General features: G+C 72.4%; 28 protein-coding genes, 1 tRNA gene and 1 pseudogene. 20 read left to right on the top strand and 10 right to left on the bottom strand.

The genetic code is table 11. The features are described from left to right. Positions 1–64: 64 nt before the first annotated feature. Positions 65–559 carry a hypothetical protein gene (locus ACFXMF_RS27150; RefSeq protein ID WP_379992752.1) on the top strand — a complete coding sequence of 165 codons (495 nt, stop codon included), beginning with the start codon at positions 65–67 and terminating at the stop codon, positions 557–559. Between the two features lie 66 nt (positions 560–625). On the opposite strand, the gene ACFXMF_RS27145 is transcribed toward ACFXMF_RS27150, so the two are convergent. The 3 genes from ACFXMF_RS27145 to ACFXMF_RS27135 all read right to left on the bottom strand — a co-directional run bounded on the left by ACFXMF_RS27145 (position 626) and on the right by ACFXMF_RS27135 (position 2345). Then, on the bottom strand, positions 626–862 hold the full coding sequence (locus ACFXMF_RS27145; protein ID WP_360320768.1) for a DUF2795 domain-containing protein: 237 nt from the start codon (positions 860–862) through the stop codon (positions 626–628). Positions 863–1082: 220 nt separating this feature from the next. Then, entirely contained in the window at positions 1083–1712 is a 630-nt protein-coding gene (locus ACFXMF_RS27140; protein ID WP_360320771.1) for a class I SAM-dependent methyltransferase, read from the bottom strand. Between the two features lie 30 nt (positions 1713–1742). Beyond that, positions 1743–2345 carry a helix-turn-helix domain-containing protein gene (locus tag ACFXMF_RS27135; RefSeq protein ID WP_360320774.1) on the bottom strand — a complete coding sequence of 201 codons (603 nt, stop codon included), beginning with the start codon at positions 2343–2345 and terminating at the stop codon, positions 1743–1745. Between the two features lie 200 nt (positions 2346–2545). Here ACFXMF_RS27135 and ACFXMF_RS27130 point away from each other — a divergent pair, with 200 nt between their 5' ends. The 6 genes from ACFXMF_RS27130 to ACFXMF_RS27105 all read left to right on the top strand — a co-directional run bounded on the left by ACFXMF_RS27130 (position 2546) and on the right by ACFXMF_RS27105 (position 7271). Continuing rightward, a complete protein-coding gene (locus tag ACFXMF_RS27130; protein WP_360320777.1) occupies positions 2546–3004 on the top strand; it encodes a hypothetical protein in 459 nt (152 codons plus the stop codon). A gap of 122 nt (positions 3005–3126) precedes the next feature. Then, positions 3127–3357 (top strand): hypothetical protein, encoded by a 231-nt coding sequence (locus tag ACFXMF_RS27125; RefSeq protein ID WP_360320780.1) that lies wholly within the window; start codon positions 3127–3129, stop codon positions 3355–3357. 310 nt (positions 3358–3667) lie between these two features. Then, positions 3668–4705: a metal ABC transporter substrate-binding protein gene (locus ACFXMF_RS27120; RefSeq protein ID WP_379990771.1), complete on the top strand. Its 1038-nt coding sequence runs from the start codon at positions 3668–3670 to the stop codon at positions 4703–4705. A gap of 1 nt (position 4706) precedes the next feature. Continuing rightward, positions 4707–5480, top strand: coding sequence for a metal ABC transporter ATP-binding protein (locus ACFXMF_RS27115; RefSeq protein ID WP_360320786.1), 774 nt, complete (start codon positions 4707–4709; stop codon positions 5478–5480). A 7-nt stretch (positions 5481–5487) separates the two neighbouring features. Then, complete coding sequence (locus ACFXMF_RS27110; protein WP_360320789.1) at positions 5488–6417, top strand: metal ABC transporter permease; 930 nt, start codon at positions 5488–5490, stop codon at positions 6415–6417. Next, the gene (locus tag ACFXMF_RS27105; protein WP_360320792.1) at positions 6414–7271 is read left to right on the top strand and encodes a metal ABC transporter permease; all 858 of its coding nucleotides are present in this window, start codon (positions 6414–6416) and stop codon (positions 7269–7271) included. The genes ACFXMF_RS27110 and ACFXMF_RS27105 overlap by 4 nt, the downstream gene beginning before the upstream one ends. Before the next feature lie 406 nt (positions 7272–7677). On the opposite strand, the pseudogene ACFXMF_RS27100 reads toward ACFXMF_RS27105, so the two are convergent. After that, a pseudogene (locus ACFXMF_RS27100) lies at positions 7678–7815 on the bottom strand (TetR family transcriptional regulator); the annotation flags it as partial. Between the two features lie 151 nt (positions 7816–7966). Here ACFXMF_RS27100 and ACFXMF_RS27095 point away from each other — a divergent pair. Continuing rightward, positions 7967–8386, top strand: a complete 420-nt coding sequence (locus ACFXMF_RS27095) for a CBS domain-containing protein (RefSeq protein WP_360320798.1) — start codon at positions 7967–7969, stop codon at positions 8384–8386. A 91-nt stretch (positions 8387–8477) separates the two neighbouring features. Beyond that, on the top strand, positions 8478–9341 hold the full coding sequence (locus ACFXMF_RS27090) for a universal stress protein (RefSeq protein WP_360320801.1): 864 nt from the start codon (positions 8478–8480) through the stop codon (positions 9339–9341). A 122-nt stretch (positions 9342–9463) separates the two neighbouring features. Here ACFXMF_RS27090 and ACFXMF_RS27085 read toward each other — a convergent pair whose 3' ends face one another. Then, a complete protein-coding gene (locus ACFXMF_RS27085; RefSeq protein WP_360320804.1) occupies positions 9464–10450 on the bottom strand; it encodes an alpha/beta hydrolase in 987 nt (328 codons plus the stop codon). Positions 10451–10628: 178 nt separating this feature from the next. On the opposite strand from ACFXMF_RS27085, the gene ACFXMF_RS27080 reads away from it, so the two are divergent. From ACFXMF_RS27080 to ACFXMF_RS27055, 6 genes are all read left to right on the top strand, one after another. Continuing rightward, positions 10629–11141 carry a methylated-DNA--[protein]-cysteine S-methyltransferase gene (locus tag ACFXMF_RS27080; protein ID WP_360320807.1) on the top strand — a complete coding sequence of 171 codons (513 nt, stop codon included), beginning with the start codon at positions 10629–10631 and terminating at the stop codon, positions 11139–11141. 69 nt (positions 11142–11210) lie between these two features. Then, positions 11211–11669, top strand: a complete 459-nt coding sequence (locus ACFXMF_RS27075; protein ID WP_360320810.1) for a hypothetical protein — start codon at positions 11211–11213, stop codon at positions 11667–11669. A gap of 70 nt (positions 11670–11739) precedes the next feature. After that, complete coding sequence (locus ACFXMF_RS27070) at positions 11740–12171, top strand: GNAT family N-acetyltransferase (RefSeq protein WP_360320813.1); 432 nt, start codon at positions 11740–11742, stop codon at positions 12169–12171. A 111-nt stretch (positions 12172–12282) separates the two neighbouring features. After that, entirely contained in the window at positions 12283–13356 is a 1074-nt protein-coding gene (locus ACFXMF_RS27065; protein ID WP_360320816.1) for a dihydrodipicolinate reductase, read from the top strand. A gap of 2 nt (positions 13357–13358) precedes the next feature. Continuing rightward, positions 13359–13838, top strand: a complete 480-nt coding sequence (locus ACFXMF_RS27060; protein WP_360320819.1) for a carboxymuconolactone decarboxylase family protein — start codon at positions 13359–13361, stop codon at positions 13836–13838. A 133-nt stretch (positions 13839–13971) separates the two neighbouring features. Beyond that, a tRNA-OTHER gene (locus tag ACFXMF_RS27055) sits at positions 13972–14091 on the top strand. 55 nt (positions 14092–14146) lie between these two features. On the opposite strand, the gene ACFXMF_RS27050 is transcribed toward ACFXMF_RS27055, so the two are convergent. Continuing rightward, the gene (locus ACFXMF_RS27050; RefSeq protein ID WP_360320822.1) at positions 14147–14731 is read right to left on the bottom strand and encodes an XRE family transcriptional regulator; all 585 of its coding nucleotides are present in this window, start codon (positions 14729–14731) and stop codon (positions 14147–14149) included. A 77-nt stretch (positions 14732–14808) separates the two neighbouring features. Here ACFXMF_RS27050 and ACFXMF_RS27045 point away from each other — a divergent pair, with 77 nt between their 5' ends. After that, complete coding sequence (locus tag ACFXMF_RS27045) at positions 14809–16281, top strand: MFS transporter (RefSeq protein ID WP_379990770.1); 1473 nt, start codon at positions 14809–14811, stop codon at positions 16279–16281. A 17-nt stretch (positions 16282–16298) separates the two neighbouring features. Here the strand turns inward: ACFXMF_RS27045 and ACFXMF_RS27040 are convergent, their stop codons facing one another. Both ACFXMF_RS27040 and ACFXMF_RS27035 read right to left on the bottom strand, forming a co-directional pair. Then, positions 16299–16862 carry a hypothetical protein gene (locus ACFXMF_RS27040; protein WP_360320828.1) on the bottom strand — a complete coding sequence of 188 codons (564 nt, stop codon included), beginning with the start codon at positions 16860–16862 and terminating at the stop codon, positions 16299–16301. 153 nt (positions 16863–17015) lie between these two features. Then, positions 17016–18134 carry an MBL fold metallo-hydrolase gene (locus ACFXMF_RS27035; protein WP_360320831.1) on the bottom strand — a complete coding sequence of 373 codons (1119 nt, stop codon included), beginning with the start codon at positions 18132–18134 and terminating at the stop codon, positions 17016–17018. A gap of 261 nt (positions 18135–18395) precedes the next feature. Here ACFXMF_RS27035 and ACFXMF_RS27030 point away from each other — a divergent pair, with 261 nt between their 5' ends. Beyond that, positions 18396–19841 carry an amidase family protein gene (locus tag ACFXMF_RS27030; RefSeq protein WP_360320834.1) on the top strand — a complete coding sequence of 482 codons (1446 nt, stop codon included), beginning with the start codon at positions 18396–18398 and terminating at the stop codon, positions 19839–19841. Between the two features lie 57 nt (positions 19842–19898). Here the strand turns inward: ACFXMF_RS27030 and ACFXMF_RS27025 are convergent, their stop codons facing one another. Then, the gene (locus ACFXMF_RS27025) at positions 19899–20765 is read right to left on the bottom strand and encodes an SAM-dependent methyltransferase (protein ID WP_360320837.1); all 867 of its coding nucleotides are present in this window, start codon (positions 20763–20765) and stop codon (positions 19899–19901) included. Between the two features lie 140 nt (positions 20766–20905). On the opposite strand from ACFXMF_RS27025, the gene ACFXMF_RS27020 reads away from it, so the two are divergent. After that, complete coding sequence (locus ACFXMF_RS27020; protein WP_379990768.1) at positions 20906–21586, top strand: class I SAM-dependent methyltransferase; 681 nt, start codon at positions 20906–20908, stop codon at positions 21584–21586. 170 nt (positions 21587–21756) lie between these two features. Then, the gene (locus tag ACFXMF_RS27015) at positions 21757–22359 is read left to right on the top strand and encodes a TetR/AcrR family transcriptional regulator (RefSeq protein ID WP_360320843.1); all 603 of its coding nucleotides are present in this window, start codon (positions 21757–21759) and stop codon (positions 22357–22359) included. Positions 22360–22383: 24 nt separating this feature from the next. Here ACFXMF_RS27015 and ACFXMF_RS27010 read toward each other — a convergent pair whose 3' ends face one another. After that, positions 22384–22776 (bottom strand): DUF2267 domain-containing protein, encoded by a 393-nt coding sequence (locus ACFXMF_RS27010; protein WP_360320845.1) that lies wholly within the window; start codon positions 22774–22776, stop codon positions 22384–22386. Between the two features lie 794 nt (positions 22777–23570). On the opposite strand from ACFXMF_RS27010, the gene ACFXMF_RS27005 reads away from it, so the two are divergent. Further along, positions 23571–25007 (top strand): hypothetical protein, encoded by a 1437-nt coding sequence (locus ACFXMF_RS27005; RefSeq protein WP_360320847.1) that lies wholly within the window; start codon positions 23571–23573, stop codon positions 25005–25007. Positions 25008–25021 lie beyond the last annotated feature (14 nt).

Genomic DNA, 25021 nt, shown 5'->3' with positions numbered 1-25021 from the left:
GAGCGAACCGTGTGTGAGGATCGCGTCGGTCTGCCCCTCCTGTAGGCGCACCTACGCTGGGGGCATGGTCTCTTCGGAAGCGGCGGGCGGCTTCGAGCCGGCGACCGGTGCCGAGGTGCGGCCGGCGGCGGCGCTCGGCGCGGGGACGGCGGAGCGGGCGGCGGCGGTGCGGGACGCGTTCGACGCGTTGCTGCGCATTCGCGCGGTGGTGAACACGGTGGTTGCCGATCCGGGTTCGGTGCCCGCCGAGTGGGAGCGGGTGCGGATGGTGCGGGCGATCGGCCTGTCGTTGGAGGCGGCCGGGGTGCCGCCGTCGGCGGTCGACGAGCGGGGCGAACGCACCGCGACCGGCTACTGCGTCACCGCGACCGAGCATCCCGCGGTGGTCCGGGTGGAGTGGCCGGGCCCGAGGGGGAGCGGTGCACGCCACGAGGCGGAGACGGCGCTGCGCGAGTGCGCGCGGGTGCTGGGCGGGCTCGGTTGGGTGGTGCTGGAGTACCGGGGTCGCGCCGGGCGGCGTCACCTGGAAGTTGAGGCCCCCGCGACCGTGCGACGGTGAGCGACCGCACGACGCCGGACGGCGACACCCGGGAATCCGGCCGCCGCCTCGTCCGCCCCGGCGGCGTCACAGGCCCGGGTCCATGGCCGCGTGTCGGCCGCACAGGGCCATGCAGACCTGGTTCGGCCCCTCGTAGGGGCGTTCCGGCAACATCGCCAACGCCCGGGTGACCCAGGCCGCGGCGCCGTTCGTCGCGGCCGCCGCCGTCAGGGCTGCCGGCCGGGCCGGGAATTGCACGCCGAACAGCGCACACTGCAGCGCGTCGGGTTCCATCAACAATGTCGAATCGCCAGTGCGGCGCATGACTCCTCCAGACCACCACCCGGCACTGTCGATTGTGTGGCCCGGCGGCCGGTCGCGCCGAAGGCGCCGGTGACCGACCCGCTGGACCGCCTGGCACACGAGCCAGACGAGGTGTCGTGGGGGCTCGGATCCCGGGGCGCCGGCGGTTTTCCGTTCCAGAGCTATAATACGCCGCCCCGGCCCGACCATGTCGGATCAGGATTCCCGCGGACGGCGCTGGTCAGCCCCGGGCGCGGTAGACGAGCAGATAGCGCCAGAAGAGCAAGCGGCGCACCGTGCAGCCGGGCAACAGCGCCGCGGCCTCCCGCCGGATCAGCGGCAACGGCATCGTCGGCGGACGCACCGGCGCGGTGATGGCCGGCTCGGGTGCGCCGGCGCGCCCGCCGCGTCGCTCCTTCGCCGCCACGACGAGCCGCGCGGCGGCGTTGATCGGGACGGCGGCCAGGCTGTACGCCCAGTCGAGCGGGGTGTGCTCGGGGTGGCAACCCAGGATCACCAGGACCCCACCCGGCGCGAGCGCGTCGCGCAGGCCGGCGACGGTGTCGAACGGGACGTGGTGGATGCTCGCCAGGCACGAGATGAAGTCGTAGTGCCCGGCCGGCAGTTCGATTTCGGTGACGTCGGCGCACCGGAAGCGTGGACGCGGCGCACTCGGCGCGGCCCGGGTCGGACGACGGGCCTCGGCGATTGCCTCCTCGGCCGGATCGATCGCGTCGACCGCGATGCCCGAGGCGGCGAGCCGGCGCGCGAACCGCCCGGTGCCGCAGCCCACGTCCAACGCCGTGCGACTGTTCCTCGGCACCTGGCGCAACAGCAGCGGATGGTAGTGGTCGTTGTGATCGAAGGGCATGCCCCGACCCTGCCACAGCCCCTCCCGGCGTCAGTCGGTCGCATCTCCCGCCGCCGCGACCAGGGCGCCGTCCAGGAGCGCGTCCAGGTAGCGCGTCGCCGACTCGGGGTCGTTCCGGTGCGGGGAGTGTCGGATGGCGAAGCCCAGGCCGCAGAGCATGAGCTGGAGGTCGGTGGGGCCCAGGGGCGGGCGCAGCGCCTCGGCGCCGGCCGTACGAGCCAGCAGCTCGCCGGTCGCGCGCAGCAGATGGTCGCGCAGCTCCACGGTTTCGGTGGTGGCGGCGTCGGGGCCGAAGGCGGCCGCGGTGAACGCCTCGTCCTGGGTGTAGGCGGTCAGCGCGGCGGCCAGGAAGCCCCGTAGCGCCTGCCGCGGATCCGGCAGTTCGGCGGCCCGGCGGGCGTGCTGGATCAACTCCGCGAACCGGTCGGCGGCGAGCGCCTCGAGCAGCGCCTCGGGGGTGGGGAAGTGCCGATAGACGGTGCCGACGCCAACGTCGGCGGCCAGTGCGACCGCGTTGAGCTGCGGCGGCCTGCCCCGGCGCACCAGCTCGCGCGCGGCGTCCAGGATCCGGCGCCGATTGCGCGCGGCATCCTTGCGCAGCGTGGGTCTGTGGGGTGCGGCCGTGTCGTCCATGCGGCCGACGGTATCGGCCAAGCGGACGGATGGTCCATGCGGCCGATGGTGGCGGCCGGCGGTCGATCGGCGTCGATACGGCGGTCCCCGGTGGGGTGGATTCGCCGGATCGGGTGAAATCCGGGTCGGTTCGGCCTCGTTGCCGTGCCGACGGCGGAAATCGGAGGTTCTCTCGGAGAGCGGTACCGAGGGAGGTCAGGATGGGGCAGGTCGCGGCCGGTGGCGTTTCCGCCCGGCACGGCGTGTTCGGGGTGATCGTGCTGATCGCCCTGATGGCCCTGTTGCACGCGACCCACGTGCCCGGCGTGGCACACCGCGTCGCGCCGGATCCGGACCGCTGTGCGGTGGGCACGGTCGGCCGCGCCGCCTCGTCCGTCACCGGCGACGTGCCCGGCGACGGGCCGCCCGGCGACCACTCGGTGCGCAGCGCCACGCCCGCCGGCGAGACCGGTGGCCGGCACGGCCCCGCCGTCGGCCCCGCGTGCACGTCGGCCACCGCCCGGCCGCGGCACCACTCCACCACCGCGTCGGCCGCCGCCCCGGTGGGCACCGTCGGATCCCGGCCGGCCGATCCGGCCCTGGCCGGCGAACTGCGCGCCCGTACCGCCGCGGGCCTGCCCGGACCGACCCCGGTCCGGACCGTCGTCCTGCGCTGCTGAGCGATCACCGCCGCCGAGCCACCGCCGTCCGGGTCCCGTCCGCCGGACACCCCCGGGGCGCGTGGCCGGACCGGCGTGTCCGCGTTCGATTCCTCAGCCCCGCGAACCCGGGAGATTCCGCCATGCCCCTTGACGCATATCTGCTCATGAGCGCCCTCGTGCGCGCCGAAGCCGTCCGTTCCGCCGCCGGCGCCGGCACCGCCGCGACCTCGGACACCCCGGTGCCGACGGCCGCTTCGGGCCGGACCGCGGCCGAAGCAACGACCCCGGAGGGCGATCCGACCGGCGCCGCCGGCGCCGCGGCCGAACGGCGGGCCGATCCACAACCACCGGCTGCGGCGTCGAGGCCGTAGCACCCGCCCGCCCCACCTCGGTGTCCCCCGGCCCACCCGTGCCGGGGGACACCGGCGTTTTTGGTGTCGTCGCCCGTGCACATCCCATCCGGGCCATCGGTGCGCCGTGACCGACCGTTCGAGGAATTCCTCGACCCGAGCGCCTGATGCCGACCCGCGCTCGACCCCGGCCGGGCTCTCCCCGGTCCCCGGCCGCGCTCGGCCCCGGCCTGGACACGGGTTTCTCAGATGATTATGGTTTTCATTATCGGACGATCGAGGCGACATCCGCCGATCGATGCGTCGATACACCCCTGCCTGGAGAGTTCTCATGCGCATATCCACCCGCGCGATGTTCGCCGTCGCCGCCACCGCCCTGACCGCCGGAACCCTCACCGCGTGCGGCTCCGACGACAAGGACACCGACGACGGCAAGGGCGGGAATCGGATCGAGTCCGCCGGACCGGCGGCCGGTGCCGGTACCGGGCCCCGGATCAAGGTCGTCGCGACCACGACGCAGGTCGCCGACTTCGTGCGCAACATCGGCGGCGACCGGGTCGAGGTGACCCAATTGATCAAGGCCAACGCGAGCGCCCACGAGTACGAGGCGACGCCGGCCGACCTGAACGCGCTGCGCGCGGCCAAGCTGGTCGTACAAAACGGCGTCGACATGGAGAAGGCGTGGTTGCCCAAGGCGGTTCGGGCCGCGGGCTTCGAGGGCCCGGTCGTGGACACCTCCGTCGGGGTGCAGTTGCGCAAGGGCGAGCACGAGGAACACGAGGAACACGGGAAGTTGGCGGAGCCCGAGAAGCACGAGGAACACGGCGAGTACGATCCGCACATCTGGCACGACCCGCAGGCCGCCAAGGTGATGGTGACCAACATCGCCAAGGCGTTGACCAACGCCGACGGGGCCAACGCCAAGGTGTACGAGAACAACCTCGCCGGCTACGGCGCCAAACTCGACGCCCTGGACGCCGACAACCGGGCCAAGCTGGACACCATTCCGGCGGCCAACCGCAAACTGGTCACCAACCACGACGCGCTGGGCTACTACGTCGACCGTTACCGGCTGGAGTTCGTCGGCTCGATCATCCCGAGCTTCGACGACCAGGCCGAACTTTCCGGCAGCCGGATCGAGGACGTCGTGGCCAGGATCAAGGCCACCGGCGCCAAGGCGGTGTTCGCCGAAAGCGCGCTGCCGCCCAAGACCGCCGCGACCATCGCCCGGGAGGCGGGCGTCAAGGTCGTCGACGGCGACGACTCGCTCTACGCCGACTCGCTCGGCGCGCCCGGCTCCGCCGGGGCCACCTACCTCACGGCCGAGGCGCACAACACCGACACCATCGTCGCCGCACTGCGGGGCTGAGGTGAGCGAGCCCATCGAGACCACACCGGATCCCGTGCGCTTCACCGAGGCGACCATGGCCTACGACCGCACCCCGGCCCTGAGTCGGGTAGACGGACGCGTCCCGGCCGGCCAGGCGGTGGCCCTGGTCGGTCCCAACGGCGGCGGCAAGTCCACGCTGATCAAGGCCGTCCTGGGCCTGGTTCCGGTGGTCGCCGGCGCGGTCACCGTGGCGGGGCGCCGCCCGGCCGCGGCCCGCGCGCTGGTCGGCTACGTACCGCAGGCGGCCGATCTCGACCCGGAATTCCCGGTCACCGCACGCCAGGTGGTGCTCATGGGCCGCTACCGGCTGATCGGCCGACTGCGGCGACCCGGCCGCCGAGATCGGGCCGCCGCCGACGAGGCGCTGGCCCTGGTCGGCCTCGCCGACCGCGCGAACACCCGCTTCGGCGCCCTGTCCGGGGGCCAACGCCAGCGCGTCCTGCTGGCCCGCGCGCTCTCCGCGCAACCGCCGATCCTGGTCCTGGACGAGCCGTTCAACGGCGTCGACGCGGTGAGCCAGGAGGCCCTGATCGACGCCCTCGCCCGGGCCAAGGCAGCCGGCACCGCGGTCCTGGTCAGCACGCACGACCTCGCCGTGGCACAACGGCTGTGCGAGCAGACCTGTCTGGTCAACCGCAGGCAATTCGCCTTCACCCGAACCGAGTCCGCGCTCACGTCGGAACTGCTGTGCGCCTGCTACGGCGGACAGGTCCTCGAACTCGACGCCGGGCGCCTCGTCGTCACCCCGGGCTGAGGCTGCCGTGGACACCACCCTGCTCCTGGAGCCCTTCCGGGTCCCCTACCTGACCCGGGCCCTGATCGAACTCACCATCCTGGGCGTCCTGTGCGGCACCGTCGGCGCGTTCGTCGCGCTGCGCCGACTGGAGTTCGTCGCCGACGCGCTCACCCACACGGTATTCCCGGGCGTGGCGATCGGCTTCGCCCTCCAGGGCGCCGACGGCGTCTTCGAGGGCGCGCTGATCGCGGCGGGCATCACCGCGTGCGTACTGACCCTGCTCACCCGCAACCGGCGCACCAGCGACGACGCCGCGCTGGCCATCGTCCTGACCGCGATGTTCTCGATCGGGGTGATCGTGGTCTCGCGCAGCCACTCCTATGCCGCCGACCTGCAGACCTTCCTGTTCGGCCAGATCCTCTACACCTCCCGCACGCAGATCGTCGAGACCGCGGTGGTCGCCGTGCTGTGTCTGGCCGTGCTCGCGGCGCTCGGCCGAGAACTGTTCCTGCGCAGCTTCGACGTCGAGGCCGCCCGCGCCGCCGGCCACCGGGTCGGCGCGCTGGACCTGGCGTTGAACCTGGTGATCGCGCTGACCGTGGTCGCCGCGGTCCGCACCATCGGCACCGCGCTGGTGCTGGCGCTGCTGGTGGTCCCGGCGGCCATCGGCCGCACCCTGGGCGGCCGACTGGGCACGATCGTCACGATCGGCGTCGGCTCGGCCGTGCTGTGCGGATACTTCGGCCTGATCATCAGCTACACCGCCTCGATCGACCACGACGTCGCGCTGCCCACCGGGCCGACCGTCGTCCTGACCCTGGTCGCGGCCTACCTGCTCGCCCTGGTCGCGGCCGGCCTCGTCCGCCGGCGCGGCCTGCGCGCGTCCGCCCACGCACCGGCCGCAGGAATGCCCGCCCCGTCGGGTCTTCCCCGGCCGACCGGGAGCCCCCGATGACCTGGTTCGACACGTACACCCACCGCGCCTACGCCGAGGCCGGTCTGGTCGGTCTGCTCGCCGGCGTCGTCGGCGTGCAGGTGGTGCTGCGCAAGCTGGCCTTCCACGCCATGGCGATGACCCATGCCACCTTCCCCGGCGTCGTGCTCGCCTCGATCCTGGGCCTGGACATCTACCTCGGCGGTGCCGCGGTGGGCGTGGTGTTGTCGCTGGCCGTCGTCGGCCTGACCCGACGACCGGGCCGGACCGCGTCCGGTGCGACCGGGGTGATCCTGGCGGCCGGCTTCGCCCTGGGCGCCGCCCTGGTTGCCGCCGGTCCCGCCGGAGACCGCAAACTCTCCGCGTTCCTGGTCGGTTCCATCGTCACCGTCGACACCCACGACCTCGTGGTCACGGCCGGCACCGCGGCGGTGATCCTGCTCGTGCTCGGCCTGTGCGCCAAGGAACTCACCTTCGCCGCGTTCGACCACGAGGGCATGCGTGCCGCCGGGCATCCGGTGACCGCGCTGGACCTGTTGCTCCTGCTGATCGTCCAGGCCGTGATCGTGGTGCTCACCCCGGCGGTGGGCATCATGCTCACGATGGCGTTGCTGGTGGCGCCGGCCGCCACCGCCCGACTGTGGACCGACTCGCTCGCCCGCACCACCGTGCTGGCCGGCGCACTGGGCATCGGCAGCGCGTCGGCCGGACTGGAGATCTCCCGGCACTACGACGTCGCCGCCGGAGCGACCATCGCGCTGGTGGCCGGCGCCGTCTTCGTGCTCTCCCTGCTCCTGTCCCCACGGCACGGCCTGCTCGCCCGCCTCGTCGAACGCCGACCCGCCACCGGCCCGTCGACCGGCGCAATCGGCTGAACCCGCCCGGAGGTTCGGGGTGCGGCGCGGCGGGTCGGCGGAAGATCGGGTGTGCCGCCGTGTCGATGTGGGCGCAGGTCTGCTCCGGGTGGGTGCGGCCGGAGGTGATGTCGAGCAGGCAGGCGACCAGGACGTGTCCCGGGGCCGGCGCCTTGCCCTCGTCGTCCGGCCGGCCCGGGTCGTCCGGCGCGGCCCGCACGAACGCGGTGAACAGCCCCTGCCACCGGGCCGGTCCGTCGTCGGCCGAGGCGTCGACGCGGAAGGAGACGATGCCCGCCTCGACGAGGGCCGGATCGCGGGCCACCCGACGCACGATGTCCCGGAAGGCCGCGCCGCCCCGGTAGGTCACCGCGCCCGGGTGGGCGGCGGTTCGCTCGGCCCATTCGATCACCACATCGTGCAACAGCCGGTCCTTGGACCCGACATAGCGGTACACGGTCGCCGGCGTGGTGCCCGCGCGGGCGGCGATGTCGCGGTCTGCCGAGCACCTTCGTCCGCCGCCCGGCCCACCTGCCGCCGACCCCGACCCCACGCCGGGCGCCATCGAGGGTGTTCCGGTCGGGCCGTCATTCACCCGGGTGGCCGACCGGGAGTGGGGCGGAGACGATGGAAGGACCGCGTCACGGCGCTCGCGGCGTGGTCCCGAGCCCGCGGTCGGTGTGCTGCCGTCGGCGGGCCTGACGAGAGGCACCATCATGACCATGGCCAAGGACATCATGCACGAGGGTGCGCAGTGGATTCCGCAGACCGAGACGCTGGATCGGGCCGCGCAACTGATGCGCCGACTCGACGTGGGTTCGCTCCCGGTCAGCGACGCGAACGAGCGGCTGTGCGGGATCATCACCGACCGCGACATCGTCATCAAGTGCCTTGCCGCCGGCCACGACCCGGCGCGCGTCACGGCCGGCGAGCTGTGCGAGGGCACCCCCCGCTGGATCGACGCGGACGCGGACATCGCCGAGGTGCTGAGCGAGATGCAGGTGCACCAGATCCGTCGACTGCCGGTGATCGCGCGTAAGCGCCTGGTCGGCATGATCAGCGAGGCGGACGTGGCGCGACACCTCTCGGAGGAACAGATCGCCGCCTTCGCCGAGAACGTCTACGCGGCGCGCTAGCGGGAGAATCCACGCGACGCGGCCGTGCGCGTGTCGGGCGATGCGCGTGCCGGGCCGTGCGTGTGCCGAGCGCCCCGTCGAGGTGAATGCCATGTCGTCCACACACAGCGAAGTCGCTCTCGGGGTCCTGGTCGGTCACGACGGTTCGCCCGCCGCCGACCGGGCCCTGGATTGGGCCGCGCAGGACGCCGTCGCCCGGCGGGTACCGCTGTACGTGGTCACCGCCGTGCCGGTCGGCGGGCTCGGCCACCGACATCGGGTCGAGCTGCGCGAGCGGGCACACGCGCTGGTCGACGCCGCCTGCGCCCGGGTGCGGGCGCGCTTCGCCGGAGCGGTCGTGGAGGGCTCGGTCCGTGAGGGCGACGCCGCCGAATCGCTGCTCGCGGCGAGCGCCCGCGCGGACACCATGGTGATGGGCAGTCGCGGTCACGGCGGCTTCACCGGCCTGCTGCTGGGATCGGTGTCGCTGCGGGTGTGTGCGCACTCGTCGTGCCCGGTCGTGGTGGTGCACGCCGACGCGGCCGAGGACGCGAGCGGTGTGGTGGTGGGCATCGCCGGCCCCGAGGACGGACCGGCCGCCGAGTTCGCGGCGGACCGGGCGCTCCGGCTGGGCGGGCTGCGTGGTGTGCACTCGTGGGCGCTCCCGGTGACGGGCCTGGCGCCCAGCCTGATGTTGCCGTCGATGTACGACGTCGACGAGATCGCCGCCGAGCGCGGCCGGATGGTCGACACGGTGCTCGATCCGATCCGGTTCGAGTATCCCGAACTGCCGGTGGACACCGTGGTGATGAACGGGTCGGCCGGGCGCGACCTGGTCTGCGTGTCCACCGGCGGCGCCCTCGTGGTCGTCGCCTCGCACCGACGACACGGCCCCCTGCCGATGAGGTTGGGCCCGACCACGCACGCCGTCCTGCACCACGCCCACTGCCCGGTGGCGGTGGTCCCGGTGCTCTGACCGCGACTTCGGCCGGGCCCGACCCACCGGATGTCGCGGTCGACACCGAACGTCTGTTCACCGCCCGAGCCCGTGCCGGAGTCGGTGCGTGCTGGCAACCCGTCTTCCGGGCAAGGGACTTGTCAGCTCGGTAGGCCGGCCAGCCAGTCGACCAGAAGCCGGTCGACCTCGGTGGGGCGCTCGTGGTGGAGCCAGTGGCCGCAACCGTCCAGGATCCGCGAGTGGACCAGGCCGGGCAGCGTGGTGGGGAATGCCTCGATCGCGTCGGACAGCCACATGGTGGAGGCGTCCAGGGCGCCGCCCAGGAACAGCGAGGGCTGGGTGATCGGCGCGCCGGCGTAGGCCGCCAGGTCGGCCCAGTCCCGGTCCATGTTCCGGTAGCGGTTGAGCGCGCCGGTCATCCCGGTCCGCTCGAACTCACCGGCGTAGACGTCGAGATCGGCCTCGTCGAGCCACCCCGGCAGGCGACCTTCGGGGAAACGGTCGCGCAACCGGCCGCCGCGGCCGACGAAGTGCGGGTCCGGCGCGTCGGCGGCCGGCATCGTGTCGGCGGACAGCGCGGCGTAGAACCCGGCCAGCCACCCCCGCACGTCCGGCTCGATCTCCGCCTCGGCGCGGCCGGGCTCCTGGAAGTACCGGACGTAGAACTCCTCCTCGCCGCCCATCGCCGCGAACACGTCACCGGGCTTCGGCCCGCCCGGCGGGGTGTACGGCACACTCAGCAACCCGACCGCGCGAAAGACGTCCGGCCGCACGAGCGCGGACCCGGCGGCGATGGTCGAGCCCCAGTCGTGCCCGACGATCACCGCCGAACGCTCGCCCAGCGCCTCGACGACGGCGACGTTGTCCTCGATCAGCTCCAGCATTCGATACGCGGCGACGTCCGAAGGCTTGGACGAGCGGCCGTAGCCCCGGACGTCGATGGCGACCGCCCGATGGCCGGCCGCCGCCAGGTCGGCCAGTTGCCGGCGCCAGCCGTACCAGGAATCGGGGAACCCGTGTACGAGCAGGACCAGCGGGCCGGTGCCCTGCTCCACCAGATGGATGCGGCCGGCGGGGGAGGGGATCAGGCGATGGACGGGGGCCGCGGTGTGGGCAGGCCGTGTCATGAAAACTCCCGGGTCTGGGTGCGGACCCCGATCATGTGGCGACTTTTCCACCGTCACAAACTTCTTTGCCGCTTCGGCAAACCGCGCCCGGATCGCACATCCCGCGGGCTCCGCGCGGTCGGCGGACGCGGGGGTGAAGGATGGGCACACACACATCGCGACAGGGGAGATCGGCACCATGGACACACGGCACTCGATCGTCGACACCTCGCTGGGCGGGCTCACCGTGGTGGCGGCGCAGGATGCCATCGTGGGCCTCTACTTCCCGCAACACTGGTACCTGCCTCCCGAGGAGAGCCTCGGCCGGCGGGTCGATCATCGCCGGGACCCGTTGCTCGCGGCGGCGGCGACCCAATTGGCCGAGTACCTCGACGGCGACCGGACCGCGTTCGACCTGCCCATCGCCACGCACGGCGATGCGTTCCAGGAGCAGGTGTGGGCGATGCTCCGGGAGATCCCGTTCGGCGAGACCACCACCTACGGGGCACTCGCCGAGCGGTTGGGGAACAAGGCGCTGGCCCAGTCGGTGGGCCAGGCGGTCGGGCACAACCCGATCTCGATCATCGTGGCCTGTCATCGCGTCGTCGGCAGCGACGGGAAGCTGACCGGCTTCGCCGGCGGACTCGAACGCAAGCGACGGCTGCTCGAACTGGAGGAATCCGAGAGCACCAGGGCCGCCCGGCTGTTCTGAGCCCCGACGCGGGTCGACCCGGGCGCTGCGGGGAAGCCGGTTACGACTCTTCGACTTACAGTGACTGTCATGGACGATTTCTTCGGCGTGTCGGGTGAAGAGGCGCCCGGGGACGCCTTGCACGAGTTGGCCGAGCAGACGACCCGGCCGGGCTGGCCGGCGGCGGATCCCGCAACGGATCTGCTGCCCAGACTGCGCGTCGCCTGCGATCTCCCGGGGTCGCCCTGGCGGCTGCGCGGCGCCACCGTATTGCCGGACGGCGTCTACGCCGTCGACGTCGAGCACGCCAGACCGCGCAGCCCCCGCCTGTTGGCCGACGCGATCGAACTGCTCGCCGGGATCGCCGGCCCGGCCTTCTTCGTCCGGCACACGGACGCGGCCACCTTCGACTGCGTCACCGGCACCCTGCAACGCGACACCCCCGGCCCCGGCCGAGGCCACCTGCTCCGGCTGCGCCTGATCACCCCCGGGCGGGACTGGGTGCCCGGCCTGCGGGCGCGCGCGGAGGCCCTGGTGCCCACACTTTGAACGCGGCCCGGACAACGGGCGGCCGTTTAACGGGTGGTCGTCCGCGGGGGCCGGCTGGTTGGATCCGGGGATGGACTTTCACCTGCCCGACGGCTACGAAATCTCGACCGACCCGACCCGGCTCGACGCCGCGCTGATCCACCGCTGGTTGTCGCTCGACGCGTATTGGGCGCTGGGGCGCACGCGGGAGAAGCTGGACACGGCGATCGCCGGGTCGCTCAACTTCGGGGTCTACGACACGGCCTCCGGGGCCCAGGTCGGCTATGCCCGGGTGATCACCGACGGGGCCACCTTCGGTTGGCTCTGCGACGTGTACATCGCGCCCGACGTCCGGGGCAAGGGCCTGGGCACCGCGTTGGCCGCGCACGTGCGGGACCACCTCGCGCCCGCCGGCATACGGCGCCTGATGCTGGCCACAGCCGACGCGCACGCGGTCTACGCGCAGGTGGGCTTCGTACCGCTCGGCGCCACCGACACGTGGATGGTCCTGGGCGAACAGTGAGCCGTCCGGGCACGGCGACCGAGCCCGCGTCGGACGCGGGCTCGGCCAACCGGTCATCTTTTCCGGTCGTGGCCCTATGAACCGTCGAGGGCCCTCGCTACCCTCCAGCGCATGATTTCCACGGTTGTCTGGGGTACCGGGAACGTCGGCCGTGCGGCCATCCGCGCCGTCGAGGCGCATCCGGCGCTGAAGCTCGCGGCGGTGTTGGTGCACAATCCCGACAAGGTCGGCCGCGATGCGGGTGAACTGGCGGGGTTGGACCACGAGTTGGGTGTCGCGGCCGAGAACGACATCGACGCGGTGCTGGCCGCCGGGCCGGGCGCGGTGGTGTACGCCGCGTCCGGCGACATCCGTCCCGACGAGGCGCTCGACGACATCGTCCGGGCGATCCGGGCCGGTGCCGTGGTGGTCACCCCCGCCCTGTACGCGCTCTACGACCAGCGCAACGCCCCAACGGAGTTGCGCGAGCCGGTACTTGCCGCCATCGCGGCGGGCGGCGGGTCGCTGTTCGTCTCCGGCGTGGACCCGGGCTGGGGCAACGACGTACTGCCGCTGCTGATCAGCGGGTTGGGCACCACCGTGGACGCGATCCGCTGCCAGGAGATCTTCGACTACTCCACCTACGACCAGGAGGACTCGGTCCGGAATCTGGTCGGCATGGGGCAGCCGATGGACTACGGGGCGCCGATGTTGTGGCCGGACATGCCGACCATGGTGTGGGGCGGGCAAATCCGGTTGATGGCACGGGCGTTGGGCGTCGAACTGGACGAGATCCGGGAGACGATGGACCGCCGGCCGCTGGAGAGCACGGTACGCACCACGACGATGGGCGAGTTCGAGGCGGGCACGCAGGGCGCGGTGCGGTTCGAGGTGCAGGGCATCGTCGACGGCGAGCCCCGGATCGTGATCGAGCACGTGACCCGGATCCACCCCTCCTGCGCGCCGGACTGGCCCACACCGCCCAACGGCGACGGGGCCCACCGGGTGGTCATCGAGGGACGCCCGCGGATCGAGGTGACGGTCGAGGCCACCGACGAGGGCACGAACCGGTCGGCGGGCGGGAATGCCACCGCGGTCGGCCGACTCGTCGGCGCCATCGACTGGCTGGTCGCCGCCGAACCCGGGCTCTACGACGCGCTCGACATTCCGCTCCGTCCCGCAGTCGGCAAGCTCGGAAGGAAGTAACCATGCAGATCGACATTCCCGAGGACAAGGACCCGCTCGCCTACGTGTGGGCGGAGATGGTGCCCGAGATCGGCATCGCGGCCTCCACGTTCTCGATGAAGGTCTACGACGCCTCGAAGCTGGGCCTGCGCGAATTCGAGGCCGCGCGGCTGCGGATCGCCCAGATCAACGGGTGCATCTTCTGCCTCGACTGGCGCACCGAACGCGACGGGGACAAGGTCGAGGACGGCTTCGACGTCGCGGTCACCGAGTGGCGCACCACCGAGGTCTTCGACGACCGCACCCGGTTGGCCGCCGAATACGCCGAGCGGTACGCGGTGGACCACCACAACCTGGACGACGAGTTCTGGGCCCGGATGACCGCGCACTACACCCAGGCCGAGATCGTCGAGCTGAGCATGGCGATCGGGTCCTGGCTGGCCTTCGGTCGGCTCAACCACGTGCTCGGGCTCGACTCGGTGTGCGTGTTGCCGAGCCACTGAGTGCCTCTCGGGGCCGCGCCGGGATCCTCCGGGGCGGCCCCGACCCGGTGCGCCGCGGCGAAAAATCGGGTGGCCCGCGCGTGCCGCGCAACTACGCTCACCCCCAGCGGGATTGCGCGGTTCCGCAGGTTGGGGTGCCGTGGCAGAGCGGCCCATTGCAATCGACGCGGCGGAGGTTCCCGTCGCGTCGATCGAGGGGGTAACGGGCGGGCCTGCCCGTCCCCTTCCGCGGGTTCGAATCCCGTCGGCACCGCAACCGCCCCGAGCGCGTCGTGGCCGGGGTGCCCGGCACGCGCCGCCGCCGGTGGTCAGGAGTGCGGTTTGGCGCGGACGTGCATGCGCTCGCCCTGTCTGCCGAAGAGGCTGAGGATCTCGACCGGGCGGCCGTCCGCGCTGCCGAACCAGTGCGGCAGCCGGGTGTCCCACTCGGCGGCCTCGCCCGGGCCGAGGACCAGGTCGTGGTCGGCCAGTACCAGGCGCAGTCTGCCGGTGAGCACGTACAGCCACTCGTAGCCCTCGTGGGTGCGCAGATTCGGCTCGGTGCCCCGGTCGGCGATGATCATCTTGAACGCCTGGAGCGGGCCTGGGGTTCGGGTCAGCGACACCGACGTGCCGCCGCTCGGCAGCGGGCGCGGGGTCAGCCGTACGCGGGGGTCGCCGACCTCGGGCGCGCCGACCAGGTCGTCCAGCGGTACGTGGTAGACGCCGGCCAGTGGCAACAACAGTTCCAGGCTGGGCCGGCGTTGGCCGGACTCCAGCCGGGACAGGGTGCTCTTGGAGATGCCGGTCGCCGCGGAGAGCGCGGCCAGGGTGAGGCCGTGGTGGGCGCGCAGGCGCCGCAGTCGTGGCGCGACCGCGTCCAGGACCGCTTGATGGGCCGGTGCGTTGTCCATGGGGGCATTCCACTCCGGTGTCCCGAAAATGGCAACAAGAATTGCCGGGAGGGTGCGGTGCGGACACCCTCCTCGGCATGAGCCCACACGGTGCAACCCGAAGCACGACCGACGCGCCGGCAACCGAGGCGGTGACCGGCGGTGCGAAGCAGGCAGCGGCGGTGCGCTGGGCGTTGGCCGGGCTGTCCTCGTCCATGTTGGCTGCCTCGCTCGGCACCAGCGTCGCCAATGTCGCGCTGCCGACCCTGGCCGGCACGTTCGACGCCTCCTTCCAGGCGGTGCAGTGGGTCGTCCTGGCCTACCTCCTCGCCATCACCACCGTGATCGTCGGCGTGGGGCGGCTCGGCGACCTGTTCGGTCGGCGCCGGTTGTTGTCGGCCGGGATCCTGCTGTTCACGGTGGCCTCGGTCCTGTGCGGCCTGGCGCCCTCGTTGTGGCTGCTGATCGCCGCGCGGGCGGCGCAGGGCCTCGGCGCGGCCGCGATGATGGCGCTGACCATGGCGTTCGTGGGCGAGACGGTGCCCAAGGCGCGGACCGGGCGTGCGATGGGCCTGCTCGGCACGATGTCCGCGATCGGTACCGCGCTCGGCCCGTCCGTGGGCGGTGCGTTGCTGGCCGGACCCGGCTGGCGGATGATCTTCCTCGTCAACGCGGCACTGGGCCTGGTGACGCTGGTCCTGGTGTACCGCCATCTGCCGATCGACCGACGCGAGGCCGGGACGGCGCGGGCCGGTTTCGATTACCTGGGCACGCTGCTGCTCGCGCTGACGCTCGCGGCGTACGCGCTCGCCATGACGCTCGGGCACGGCCGTTTCGGCCGACTCAACGTGGCGCTGCTGCTCGCCGCCGTCATCGGGGTCGTGCTGTTCGTTCGGGCCCAGGGGAGGGCGGACGCACCGCTGATCCGGCCGGCGATGTTCCGCGAACCGATGCTGGGCGGGAGCCTGGCGATGAGTGTGCTGGTGTCGACGGTGATGATGGCCACGCTCGTGGTCGGGCCGTTCTACCTCGCCCGCACGCTCGGGCTGCGGGACACCCTGGTCGGGCTCGTGTTGTCGGTCGGTCCGGTGGTCGCCGCGCTGATCGGGGTGTCGGCCGGTCGCCTGGCGGACCGGTTCGGCGCGACTCGGATGACCGTGGTCGGGCTCGGTGCGATGGCCGTCGGCGCGTTCGGGTTGTCGATGTCACCGGCGTCGTTCGGCGTGGCCGGTTACCTCGTGCCGATCGTGGTCGTCACGGCCGGCTATGCGGTGTTCCAGACCGCGAACAACACCGCCGTGCTGGCCGATGTCCCACCGGACCGACGGGGTGTCGTGTCCGGGATGCTCAACCTGTCGCGCAATCTCGGGCTGATCACCGGAACGTCGGTCATGGGCGCGGTGTTCGCGTTCGCGTCGGGCACCGACGACGTCACCACGGCGCGGGGCGGGGCGGTCGCCGACGGGATGCGGGCCACGTTCGTGGTCGCCGCGCTGTTGCTCGTGCTCGCGTGGGGCATCGCGGTCGGCGGCCGGGTGTCCGCGCGTCGGGTGGCCCGGGGCGCGCGGTAGTGGGTCGGCCCGCCCGGTCAGGCGACGATGTACCACGCGTTGTCGAGGTACTGGAGGGTGATGTCGCCGAGGCCGCTCTCGGAGAACCGGACGGTGGCGCGGACCGCTCCGACCGGGACGTGCACCTTGTCGGGCGGACGCACCGAGACCAGCTTGGGGTCGACCGTGGCGGTTTGCAGGGCCTTCTTCTGCGCGGGGGAGATCATTTGGAAGGTGATCGGGAAGGACGCGGTGCACGGGCCGGCGCCCTCCCGCTCGGCCTGCTTGGCCGCCGGGCCGGCGATTTCGCAGACTGTGGTGAGGTCCTCGCGGCCCACGGCGTGCAGGTACTGCTCGTAGCGCTGGATCGCCGCCTCGGTCGACCGGCCCTGCGGTGCCGCCCGGGTCTGGGACGGGGCCGCCGGGCTCGGTGCGCCGGAGGCGGTCGATGCCGGCGGTGCGGATGTCGCCGGCGGCGGAACGACCGCGCCGGGTGCGGTCGTCGAGGGCGGAGGCGCGGTTCGGTCCTTCGCGGAGTCGGTGTCGTCGCAGGCCGCCAACAGGATGACGGCCGATACGGTCACGCCCACGATCGCCCGCACGCGATGCTCCCCTCGCTGAGATCACAGGCGGCCGATGCTACTGCGGTCCGGGAGGTCTCCACCGAGGCTTTTCCCCCGTATTCCGTATTCCGCCCCCGCCCTCCTCCGCCTTTCGCCTCCGGGTCGCGCGCCGGTACGGGGCGCGAAGCGTGGTCAGGCGGTGTTGGTGAGCAGGTTCCACCAGGGGGTCGGCTGGGACGGCGTGGCGGTGTCGATGCGGTCGCCGGGGCGGGGGACGGCGAGTTGAACGTCCTTGGCCTTGGCCTCGCGCCACAGGCGGTCGACCGGTTCGGCCCACGGGTGCAGCGCCAGGTTGAAGGTGGCCCAGTGCACCGGCAGCAACACCCGGCCGCCGAGGTCGAGGTGGGCGGTGATCGCCTCCTCCGGGTTCATGTGGATGTCGGGCCAACTCGGGCTGTAGGCGCCGATCGGCATCAGGGTCAGGTCGAACGGGCCGTGCGCCGCGCCGATGCGGGCGTAGCCGTCGAAGTAGCCGGAGTCGCCGGCGTAGAAGACCCGGTGTCGGGTGCCGGCGACGACCCACGAGCCCCAGAGCGTGTCGTTGCGGCGCAGGGTACGACCGGAGAAGTGGCGGGCCGCGGTCGCGGTGAAGCGCAGGCCGGCGACGACGGCGTCTTCCTCCCAGTCGAGTTCGATGATGCGGGAGGCGGGTACGTTCCAGCGCTCCAGGTGGGCGCCGATGCCCAGGGGTACCAGGAACGGCGCGGTCTGGGTGGCGGTGAGGGTGCGTACCGTCGCCCGGTCGAGGTGGTCGTAGTGATCGTGCGAGATGACCACCGCGTCCAGGGTCGGCAGCGCGGCCGAGGGGATCGGGAGCGGGTGCAGCCGGCGCGGGCCGACGAGTTGGCTGGGGGACACCCGCTCGCTCCAGACCGGGTCGAACAACACCCGGCGGCCCTCGATCTCGACCAGGGTGGTCGCGTGGCCGTACCAGACGGCGCTCAGCCCGTCCTGGGCCGGCGGTGTGCTCGGCGAGGTGACCAGCGGCACGGGGGCGGCGGGGCGGCGCTCGTCGCGATTGCGGAGCATCTGGCCGATGAGCTGCGGTGCGCTGCCGGCCGCGACCAGATCGGCGGGCACCGGGTTGCGGAACGCGCCCTCGTGGAACTGCGGCGAGCGCAGAAAGCGGGCGAGCCGCTCTCCTTCGGCCCGCCCACCGAATTCCGCCGGGACGTCCCGCAGGGCCCACCCGGCGGCGGCCAGCGCCAGCCCGCCCGCGACCAGTCGCCGAGCCGCTACGTTACGTGCCATCGTCCACTCTCCCTGTGTCGGCCTCGGGTCGTGTCGTCCCGGGGCGCCCCGTGCTCGCGGCGCGTCGCCCCCGGATCGTGTCTCCCTCGGGTCTTCAACCGACAGCGGGGGTGACACGTTCCCCGAATCGCGATTCCCGTCGGGACGGGGGTCATGCCGACGGTCGGTCGATTGTCGTCCTTGTCATCTCGATTGCTTGACTGCATCATGCATTTGATCGATCGAGGCGATCGATCGAGGCGATCGAAACGAGGCACCACCATGGACACCGGTGAACTGCTGGACGACAACGACGCGGTGGGGTTGGCCGATCTCGTGCGGCAGGGCACGGTCAAGCCGATCGAGATTCTCGACGCGGTGATCGCTCGGATCCAGGAGCGCGACCCGGCGCTGCACGCGTTCGTGGCCACCCGGTTCGAGGCGGCTCGGGCCGAGGCCGAGGGGGTCCTGCCCGACGGGCCGCTGCGGGGTGTGCCGTTCGCGGTGAAGGACCTCGCCTGCGATGTCGCCGGCATGGTGAGTACGCACGGTTCGCGGTTGTTCGCCGACGCGGTCGCCGAGCGGGACGGCGAGTTGGCCACCCGCTACCGCCGCGCCGGACTGGTGATCGTGGGCAAGACCAACACTCCCGAATTCGGCAAGAACGCCAGTACCGAACCGCTTCTGCACGGCCCGTCGCGCAACCCGTGGCGGACCACCCATTCGACGGGCGGTTCCTCCGGCGGCTCGGCGGCGGCTGTCGCGGGCGGGATGTTGCCCGCCGCGCACGCCAACGACGGCGGCGGCTCGATTCGGATTCCGGCGGCGTGCTGCGGCCTGTTCGGGCTCAAGCCCTCGCGCGGCCGGGTTCCGGACGACCACGGTCTGTCCGCGCTGGCCTACCCGTTGGCGATGGCGCACGCGGTCACCCGTACGGTCCGCGACTCCGCGGCGCTGCTCGACGTTGCCGCCGGCCCCGTCGCCGGCGAGCCGTACGCCACGCTGGCGATGCCGGCCGCCGGATCCTTCCTGGCCGCGTTGGACACCGCGCCGGGGCGGCTGCGGATCGGCTTCGCGACGGCGAGTGTGGACGGAACGCCGGCCCACCCGGCGGCCGTTCGGGCGGTTGAGCGCACGGCGGCGCTGCTCGCCGAGTTGGGCCATCGGGTCGAGGAGGGCGCGCCGGTGTGGGACGGTCCGGCGACCGGCCGGGCCCTCGGCCAGGTGATGGCGGCGGCCACGAACACCCAGATCGACGACCGACTCGCCGAACTGGGCCGCGAATTGCGCGAGGACGACCTCGAACCGTTCACCCGAGTGATCCGCGAGAACACGGTCGGCATGCGCGGCCAGGATCTGGTCCGCGCGCTGCAGACGGTGGTTCGGATCGGTCGCGAGGTGGCGCCGTTCTTCGAAACCCACGACGTGTGGCTGAGCCCGACGTTGGGTGTTCCGGTACCCGAACTCGGGGTGTTGGACACGAGCAACCCGGCGAGCATGTACGCGCACGCGGCGAAGATGACCTGGTTCACCTCGGTGTTCAACGTCTCGGGGCTGCCCGCGGCGAGCGTGCCGGCGGGCTTCGACGAGGCGGGCCTGCCGGTGGCGATCCAGCTCACCGGTCGGCTCGGGGCCGAGGCGGAACTGCTGCGACTGTCGGCGCAGTTGGAAGAGGCCGCGCCGTGGCCGGGGCAGGCGCCGTGGCCGACCGGGCCGGCCGGGGGCTGAGTACGGCGGCCGATGTCGGGACGACGGGCCTTCGGGTCCGTCGACCCGTGCCGCGGTTCAGCGCAGGTGGCCGACGCCGCCGTAGCCCCATACGTTTTCGAGGGAGTCCAAGGCATCCTCGGGTTCGCCGTCCGGGTTCCAGTGCGGGCGGATACCAGGTGGTTCGACCAGCTCGAAGCCGTCGAAGAAGGCCCGGACCCGATCGTGGTCGCGCATGGTCATCTCGGCGGAGGCGTTCTTCCAGCCGGCCGCACCGGCCCGGCCACGAGCGGGGTCGGCGTCCCAGGACGCGTGCGACAGGATGAGCATGCTGCCCGGGGCGAGGGCGTCGCGCAGTGTGGCGACGATCTGCTCCGGGTTCTCCTCGTCCCTGACGAAGTGCAGGATGGCGACCAGCATCAGCGCGACCGGCTCGGCGAAGTCGATCACCTCCAGCACCTCGGGTGCGGTCAGGATCGCCTTCGGGTCGCGCAGGTCGGCCCGGGTGAAGGTGGTGCGTCCCGGGCCGGCGTCGGTCATCAGCGCCCGACCGTGCACGAGCACGATCGGGTCGTTGTCCACGTACGCCACCCGGGCGTCCGGCGCGACCTGGTGTGCCGCCTCGTGGGTGTTGCCGCCGGTGGGGATGCCGGTGCCGATGTCCAGGAACTGCCGGATGCCGCGCCGCGCGGCGTAGCGCACGCTGCGCTGGAGGAAGAGCCGATTGAGCCGGAGCGTGGTGGGCAGATCCGGCATCGCGGCCAGGATGTGCTCGGCCGCCGCGCGGTCCACGGCGAAGTTGTTCTTGCCGCCCAAGAGATAGTCGTAGATCCGCGCGGTGTGCGGGATGCTCGTATCGATCCCGGCCGGGACGGTTTCCGCCTCGACCTCGTCCAGACGCGGCAGCCGCCAGGCGTCCTCGTCGTTGTGCGATATCGACGTCACGGGTTCACCCTTCGGACAACCACCGGCACGGTTGTGCCGAGACTACTGTGACGAACGGCAGTTCGGGCCGGCGTGCGACGAATCGGCGGGCCCGGGCCGGTTGTTGCGGTGGATTCGCGTTGGTGGAAGGGGTTGATCGGATGGTCGAGCCGTCCTATTTGGCGGCGATTCGGCGGTCGTACGACACTGTTTGCGATGAATACGCCCGGGTGGTGAAGGCGCCGGCGGAGTTGGATCCGTTGTCGCGCTCGATGTTGGGCGCGTTCGCCGAACTCGTGCGGGTCGCGGACCGTGGGCCGGTCGCCGATCTGGGCTGCGGGCCGGGGCAGGTGACCGCGTATCTGGCCTCGCTGGGGTTGGCCGCCTTCGGCGTCGACCTGTCGCCGAGGATGATCGAGTCGGCTCGACGGGCCCATCCGGAACTGCGGTTCGTGCCGGGATCGATGACCGCGCTGGACATCGCGAATGACGAACTCGGCGGGATTCTCTGCTATTTCGTCATTCATCACACGCCACCGGAGTGCCTGCCGATGGTCTTCGCCGAATTCGCCCGTACCCTCGCGCCCGGTGGGTGGCTCATGTTGGGCGACTACATCGGGGACGGCGAGCAGGTGCGGCCGACTCGGGCGTACGGGGGACATCCGGTCTCCTACGCGTCGTACTTCCTGCCGGCCGAGCAGATCGTGGGCCTGTTGGGGCGGGCCGGGCTGGTGGTCACCGCGCGGCTGGAATGCGAGCCCGGCGACGGGGTGAAGCGGCGGCACGCGGTCTTCCTGGCGCGCAAACCGGGGGCGGAGCACGCGGCGGAACCTTTGGGGTGACGAGGGGCCGGGGGAGTGCGGCCCGGGCGGAGGCCCGGCGGCGGCCGCGGGTCGATCTTGTCGGAGCCTCGCCGGTGATCCGTCGATCCGGTTCCGGCTCATCGTGCGTTTGCGCGTCGCCGGCCGGCCGGCGACGCGGGGCGGCGGGTGCGCGGTAGAGTGAGTGCCCCATGCGCACCGTCGATCCCGTCAAGCACGCAGCCAAGCGACGCCAGATTCTGGAGGCCGCCGCGTCCTGCTTCGCGCAGATGGGCTTCCACGGCACCCGGACCGCGGACATCTGCAAACGCGCGGGGATGAGTCCGGGGAATCTCTTCCACTACTTCCCGAGCAAGCACGCGATCATCGTGGCGCTGATCGAGAGCGAGGGCGTGCAGACCGCAGAGTTCCTGGAACGGCTGGTCGCCGAGGAGGACGCGCTCGCGGCGCTGTTCACGCTGATCGACACGGTCGTCGAGCTGGCCGCCGACCCCGAGTTCGCGGGTCTCGCGCTGGACACCGCGGCGGAGGCCCAGCGGGACGAGGGCATCGCCGCGCTGGTGGCCCGCAACGACCGCCAACTCCGGTCCGGCATCGCCGATTTGTTGCGTCGTGCCGCCGCGGCCGGGCGGATCGACGCCGGGCTGAACGCCGACGACGCGGCGACCTGGATCGCGGCTCAGATCGACGGGGTCTTCGCACGGCTGGCGACCGATCCGGGCTTCGCCCCACTGGAGCAGGCGCCGATGTTGCGGCTGTTGCTCACCCGGTTCCTGCGCGTCGAACCGGCCTGAGCCACCGCGGCGCGACCCGACGAGTCAGCGTCGGGGGCGGCCGAAGAGCATGTCGTAGCCCGGCGGCAGTTGCAGGAGCAGGCGGCTCATCAGATTTTCGTCGGTGGCGTCGGCCACGACGCTGAGTACCGCTCCGACGTCCCATTTCGCGGTTTCGTCCGTCGCGCCCTCGATCCACGCGCCGGTGGCCCGGACGAAGCGGTCGGCACTGAGTGGCTCGTGTGCGGGGAGCGGGTTGAGCAGCACCACGGCGCAGGTCTCGGGGAGCCGGGCGGCCAGCTCGGCACTTTCGCCGCCGACGAGGTGTGCGCCCAGGAGGGCGAGGACGACCCGGACGGCTCGTTCCGCCTCCTCGGGGGAGGAGTATTCGCCCCGCTCCTGGACTGCCGCGAGGAAGGATTCCCATCGCATCGGCATCGTATCGGCCCTTCTTCCGTCTTCCGTCAGCCGTCGAGGCGATCGGGGCGGGCGGGCCGGCCGGCGACCGGGACGGGCGGCCTCGGGACGCCGGTGCGGCGGTCCGCACCGACCTCTGCGCCGGGGAGGACCCGTCGTGGTCCGGCGCCGCGCGCCGTGCTGCCACGCGCCATTTTTCTCGGGCCACGGAGGGGGCCTGGGCACAGAAGGTGCACTCCACCTTATAACTCTCCGTAGGAGACTTGACAAGCGGAGACTCAGCCCGGCGCGGGAGCGTGGGCCTCTCCGCCCGTGTGCGTCGTGACCTTTCGGGTCCGACCCATCGCCCTGCGTATCGTTGCTCGGCCCACCCGGCGGCCGAAGCCGGCGGGTGCCCGGTTGTTGCTCCGTCCGCCGTGCCGCCGATCGCGCGGGGCGGCACTCGCCCTCGTGGCCCGGTCCGGGAGCGCCGGCTCTTCCCGTGAAGCTTGCCCGGCGGTGCGGATGTGTTCACGCCCCGGCCATCGGGTGCCGGCCTACTGAGCCGAGTTGTACAGACAACTCGACTTCCGCCTGGAGCATTTCCGTGCCCACCTTCCGTGGCCGCAACATCTCGATCACCGTCGGCCCTGTTCCGGACACGACTCCCAGGTCCCGAGTTCGCCCACGAGCGGGCGCAGTTGCACCGCGCGCACGCCGGTTCGCCCCGTAGTCGTCGGCTCCGCCGGTCCCGGCCTCGGCTCGGGTGCTCGGGTGCTCGGGTGCCGTTCTCCGTCTCGACGTCGCCGCCTCTGTTGTGGAAAGGAATTGACGATATGTCAGGGAGTTTGCTCACTCTTCTGCGTCCCACCGTGCCGAAGGAGGGTGATGCGCTGACCTTTCGGTTCGCCACCGACGCGCCGCACGCGAAGAACTGGGTCGGGGTCTACGACGGGGCTCGGCAGCCGGGCAGCGGGGGGTCGTTGGCCTGGAAGTACGTCACCACCGCCGAGGGCGAGGTGACCATCGACACGCAGGGCCTTACGGATGGCCCCTACACCGCCTACCTGTTGGCCAAGGACGGCTACGGCATCCTGGCGCAGACCACGCCGTTCGGTTTCGCGGTGCGGCCGGTGCCGCCCCGGCCCCGGTTCGCGGTGGACACCGTCACCGGTGCGGCGATCGCCCCGGGGGAGACCGCGACCGTGCGCCTGGCCGGGCTGTGGACCGCCTCGAACGGGCAACAGTCCGGCCAGGGCGTCACCTTCCGGGCCCGCGGCGGCGACGGGTGGCTCGGCGTCGGTACCGACGGCGTGGTCACCGCCGAGGCCCCGCGCACCGGCGCGCGCCGGCCGGGCGTCCTCGTGGTCGAAGGCCGCGACGGCGCGACCGGCGCCACCTCGCAGCTCACCGTGCAGATACCGGTCCGGCGCAACGCGCGCGCCGTCACGCTCAAGGTCGCCGGCCTCGACGCGTGGGACGCGGGCAAGCACGTGGACGGCGCGGTGACCAAGGTGTTGCGGCTCGCGCTGACCCAGGAGCTGGACGTCCTGGCGTTGCAGGACACCGGCGGCGTGCTGGGCAAGGCGGTGGCCCAGGCGCTGGGTTGGGCGGTCCACGAGGACCCGGCCGGACTCGCGCTGATCAGCCGGCACCCGCTCACCGACCCGCGCCCGGCGAGCGCCGAGCTGCCGGCGGTGGCGGCGACCGTGCGGGCGCCCGGGGTGCGTGCCGTCCGGGTGTGGACCACGCGCCTGGACGAGGGGGACTACGGGCCGATCGGGATTCGGCGCGGCCGCACCCCCGCGCAGGCCGAGGCGGCCGAACGGGCGAGCCTGCGCTACCGCCAGGCCGGAGCCCTGGTCGCGGCGATGGCGCCCGACCTGCGGGCCGCCCGGGACACCCCGGTACTGCTCGCGGGCGCCCTGTCCTCGCCCTCGCACCTGGACTGGACCGCCCGCACCGCCGGCGCGCACGGGACGTCCGGGCCGGTGCGCTGGCCGGTCACCCAACTGCTCGAACAGGCCCGACTGGCCGACGTGTTCCGTGACCGACACCACGACCCGGCGCGCGAGCCCGGCAACACCTGGTCGCCGGTGGACCCGACCCAACCGCAGGACCGGATCGACGCGCTGCACACCGCCGGACCGCTGTCCGCCGAGGAGGCGCACAGCCTGGTCACCGGCTGGCCCAAGCCGATCCCGGGCACCGCCGGCAACGGCTGGCCCAGCGACCACGCCGCCGCCGTCGCCACCTTCACGCTGCGCGCCTGACCCGCGTCCCCTCC

It is taken from the genome of Embleya sp. NPDC059213, from assembly GCF_042754445.1.
Taxonomy (GTDB): domain Bacteria; phylum Actinomycetota; class Actinomycetes; order Streptomycetales; family Streptomycetaceae; genus Embleya.
This window is presented reverse-complemented; position numbering and strand designations above follow the sequence as displayed.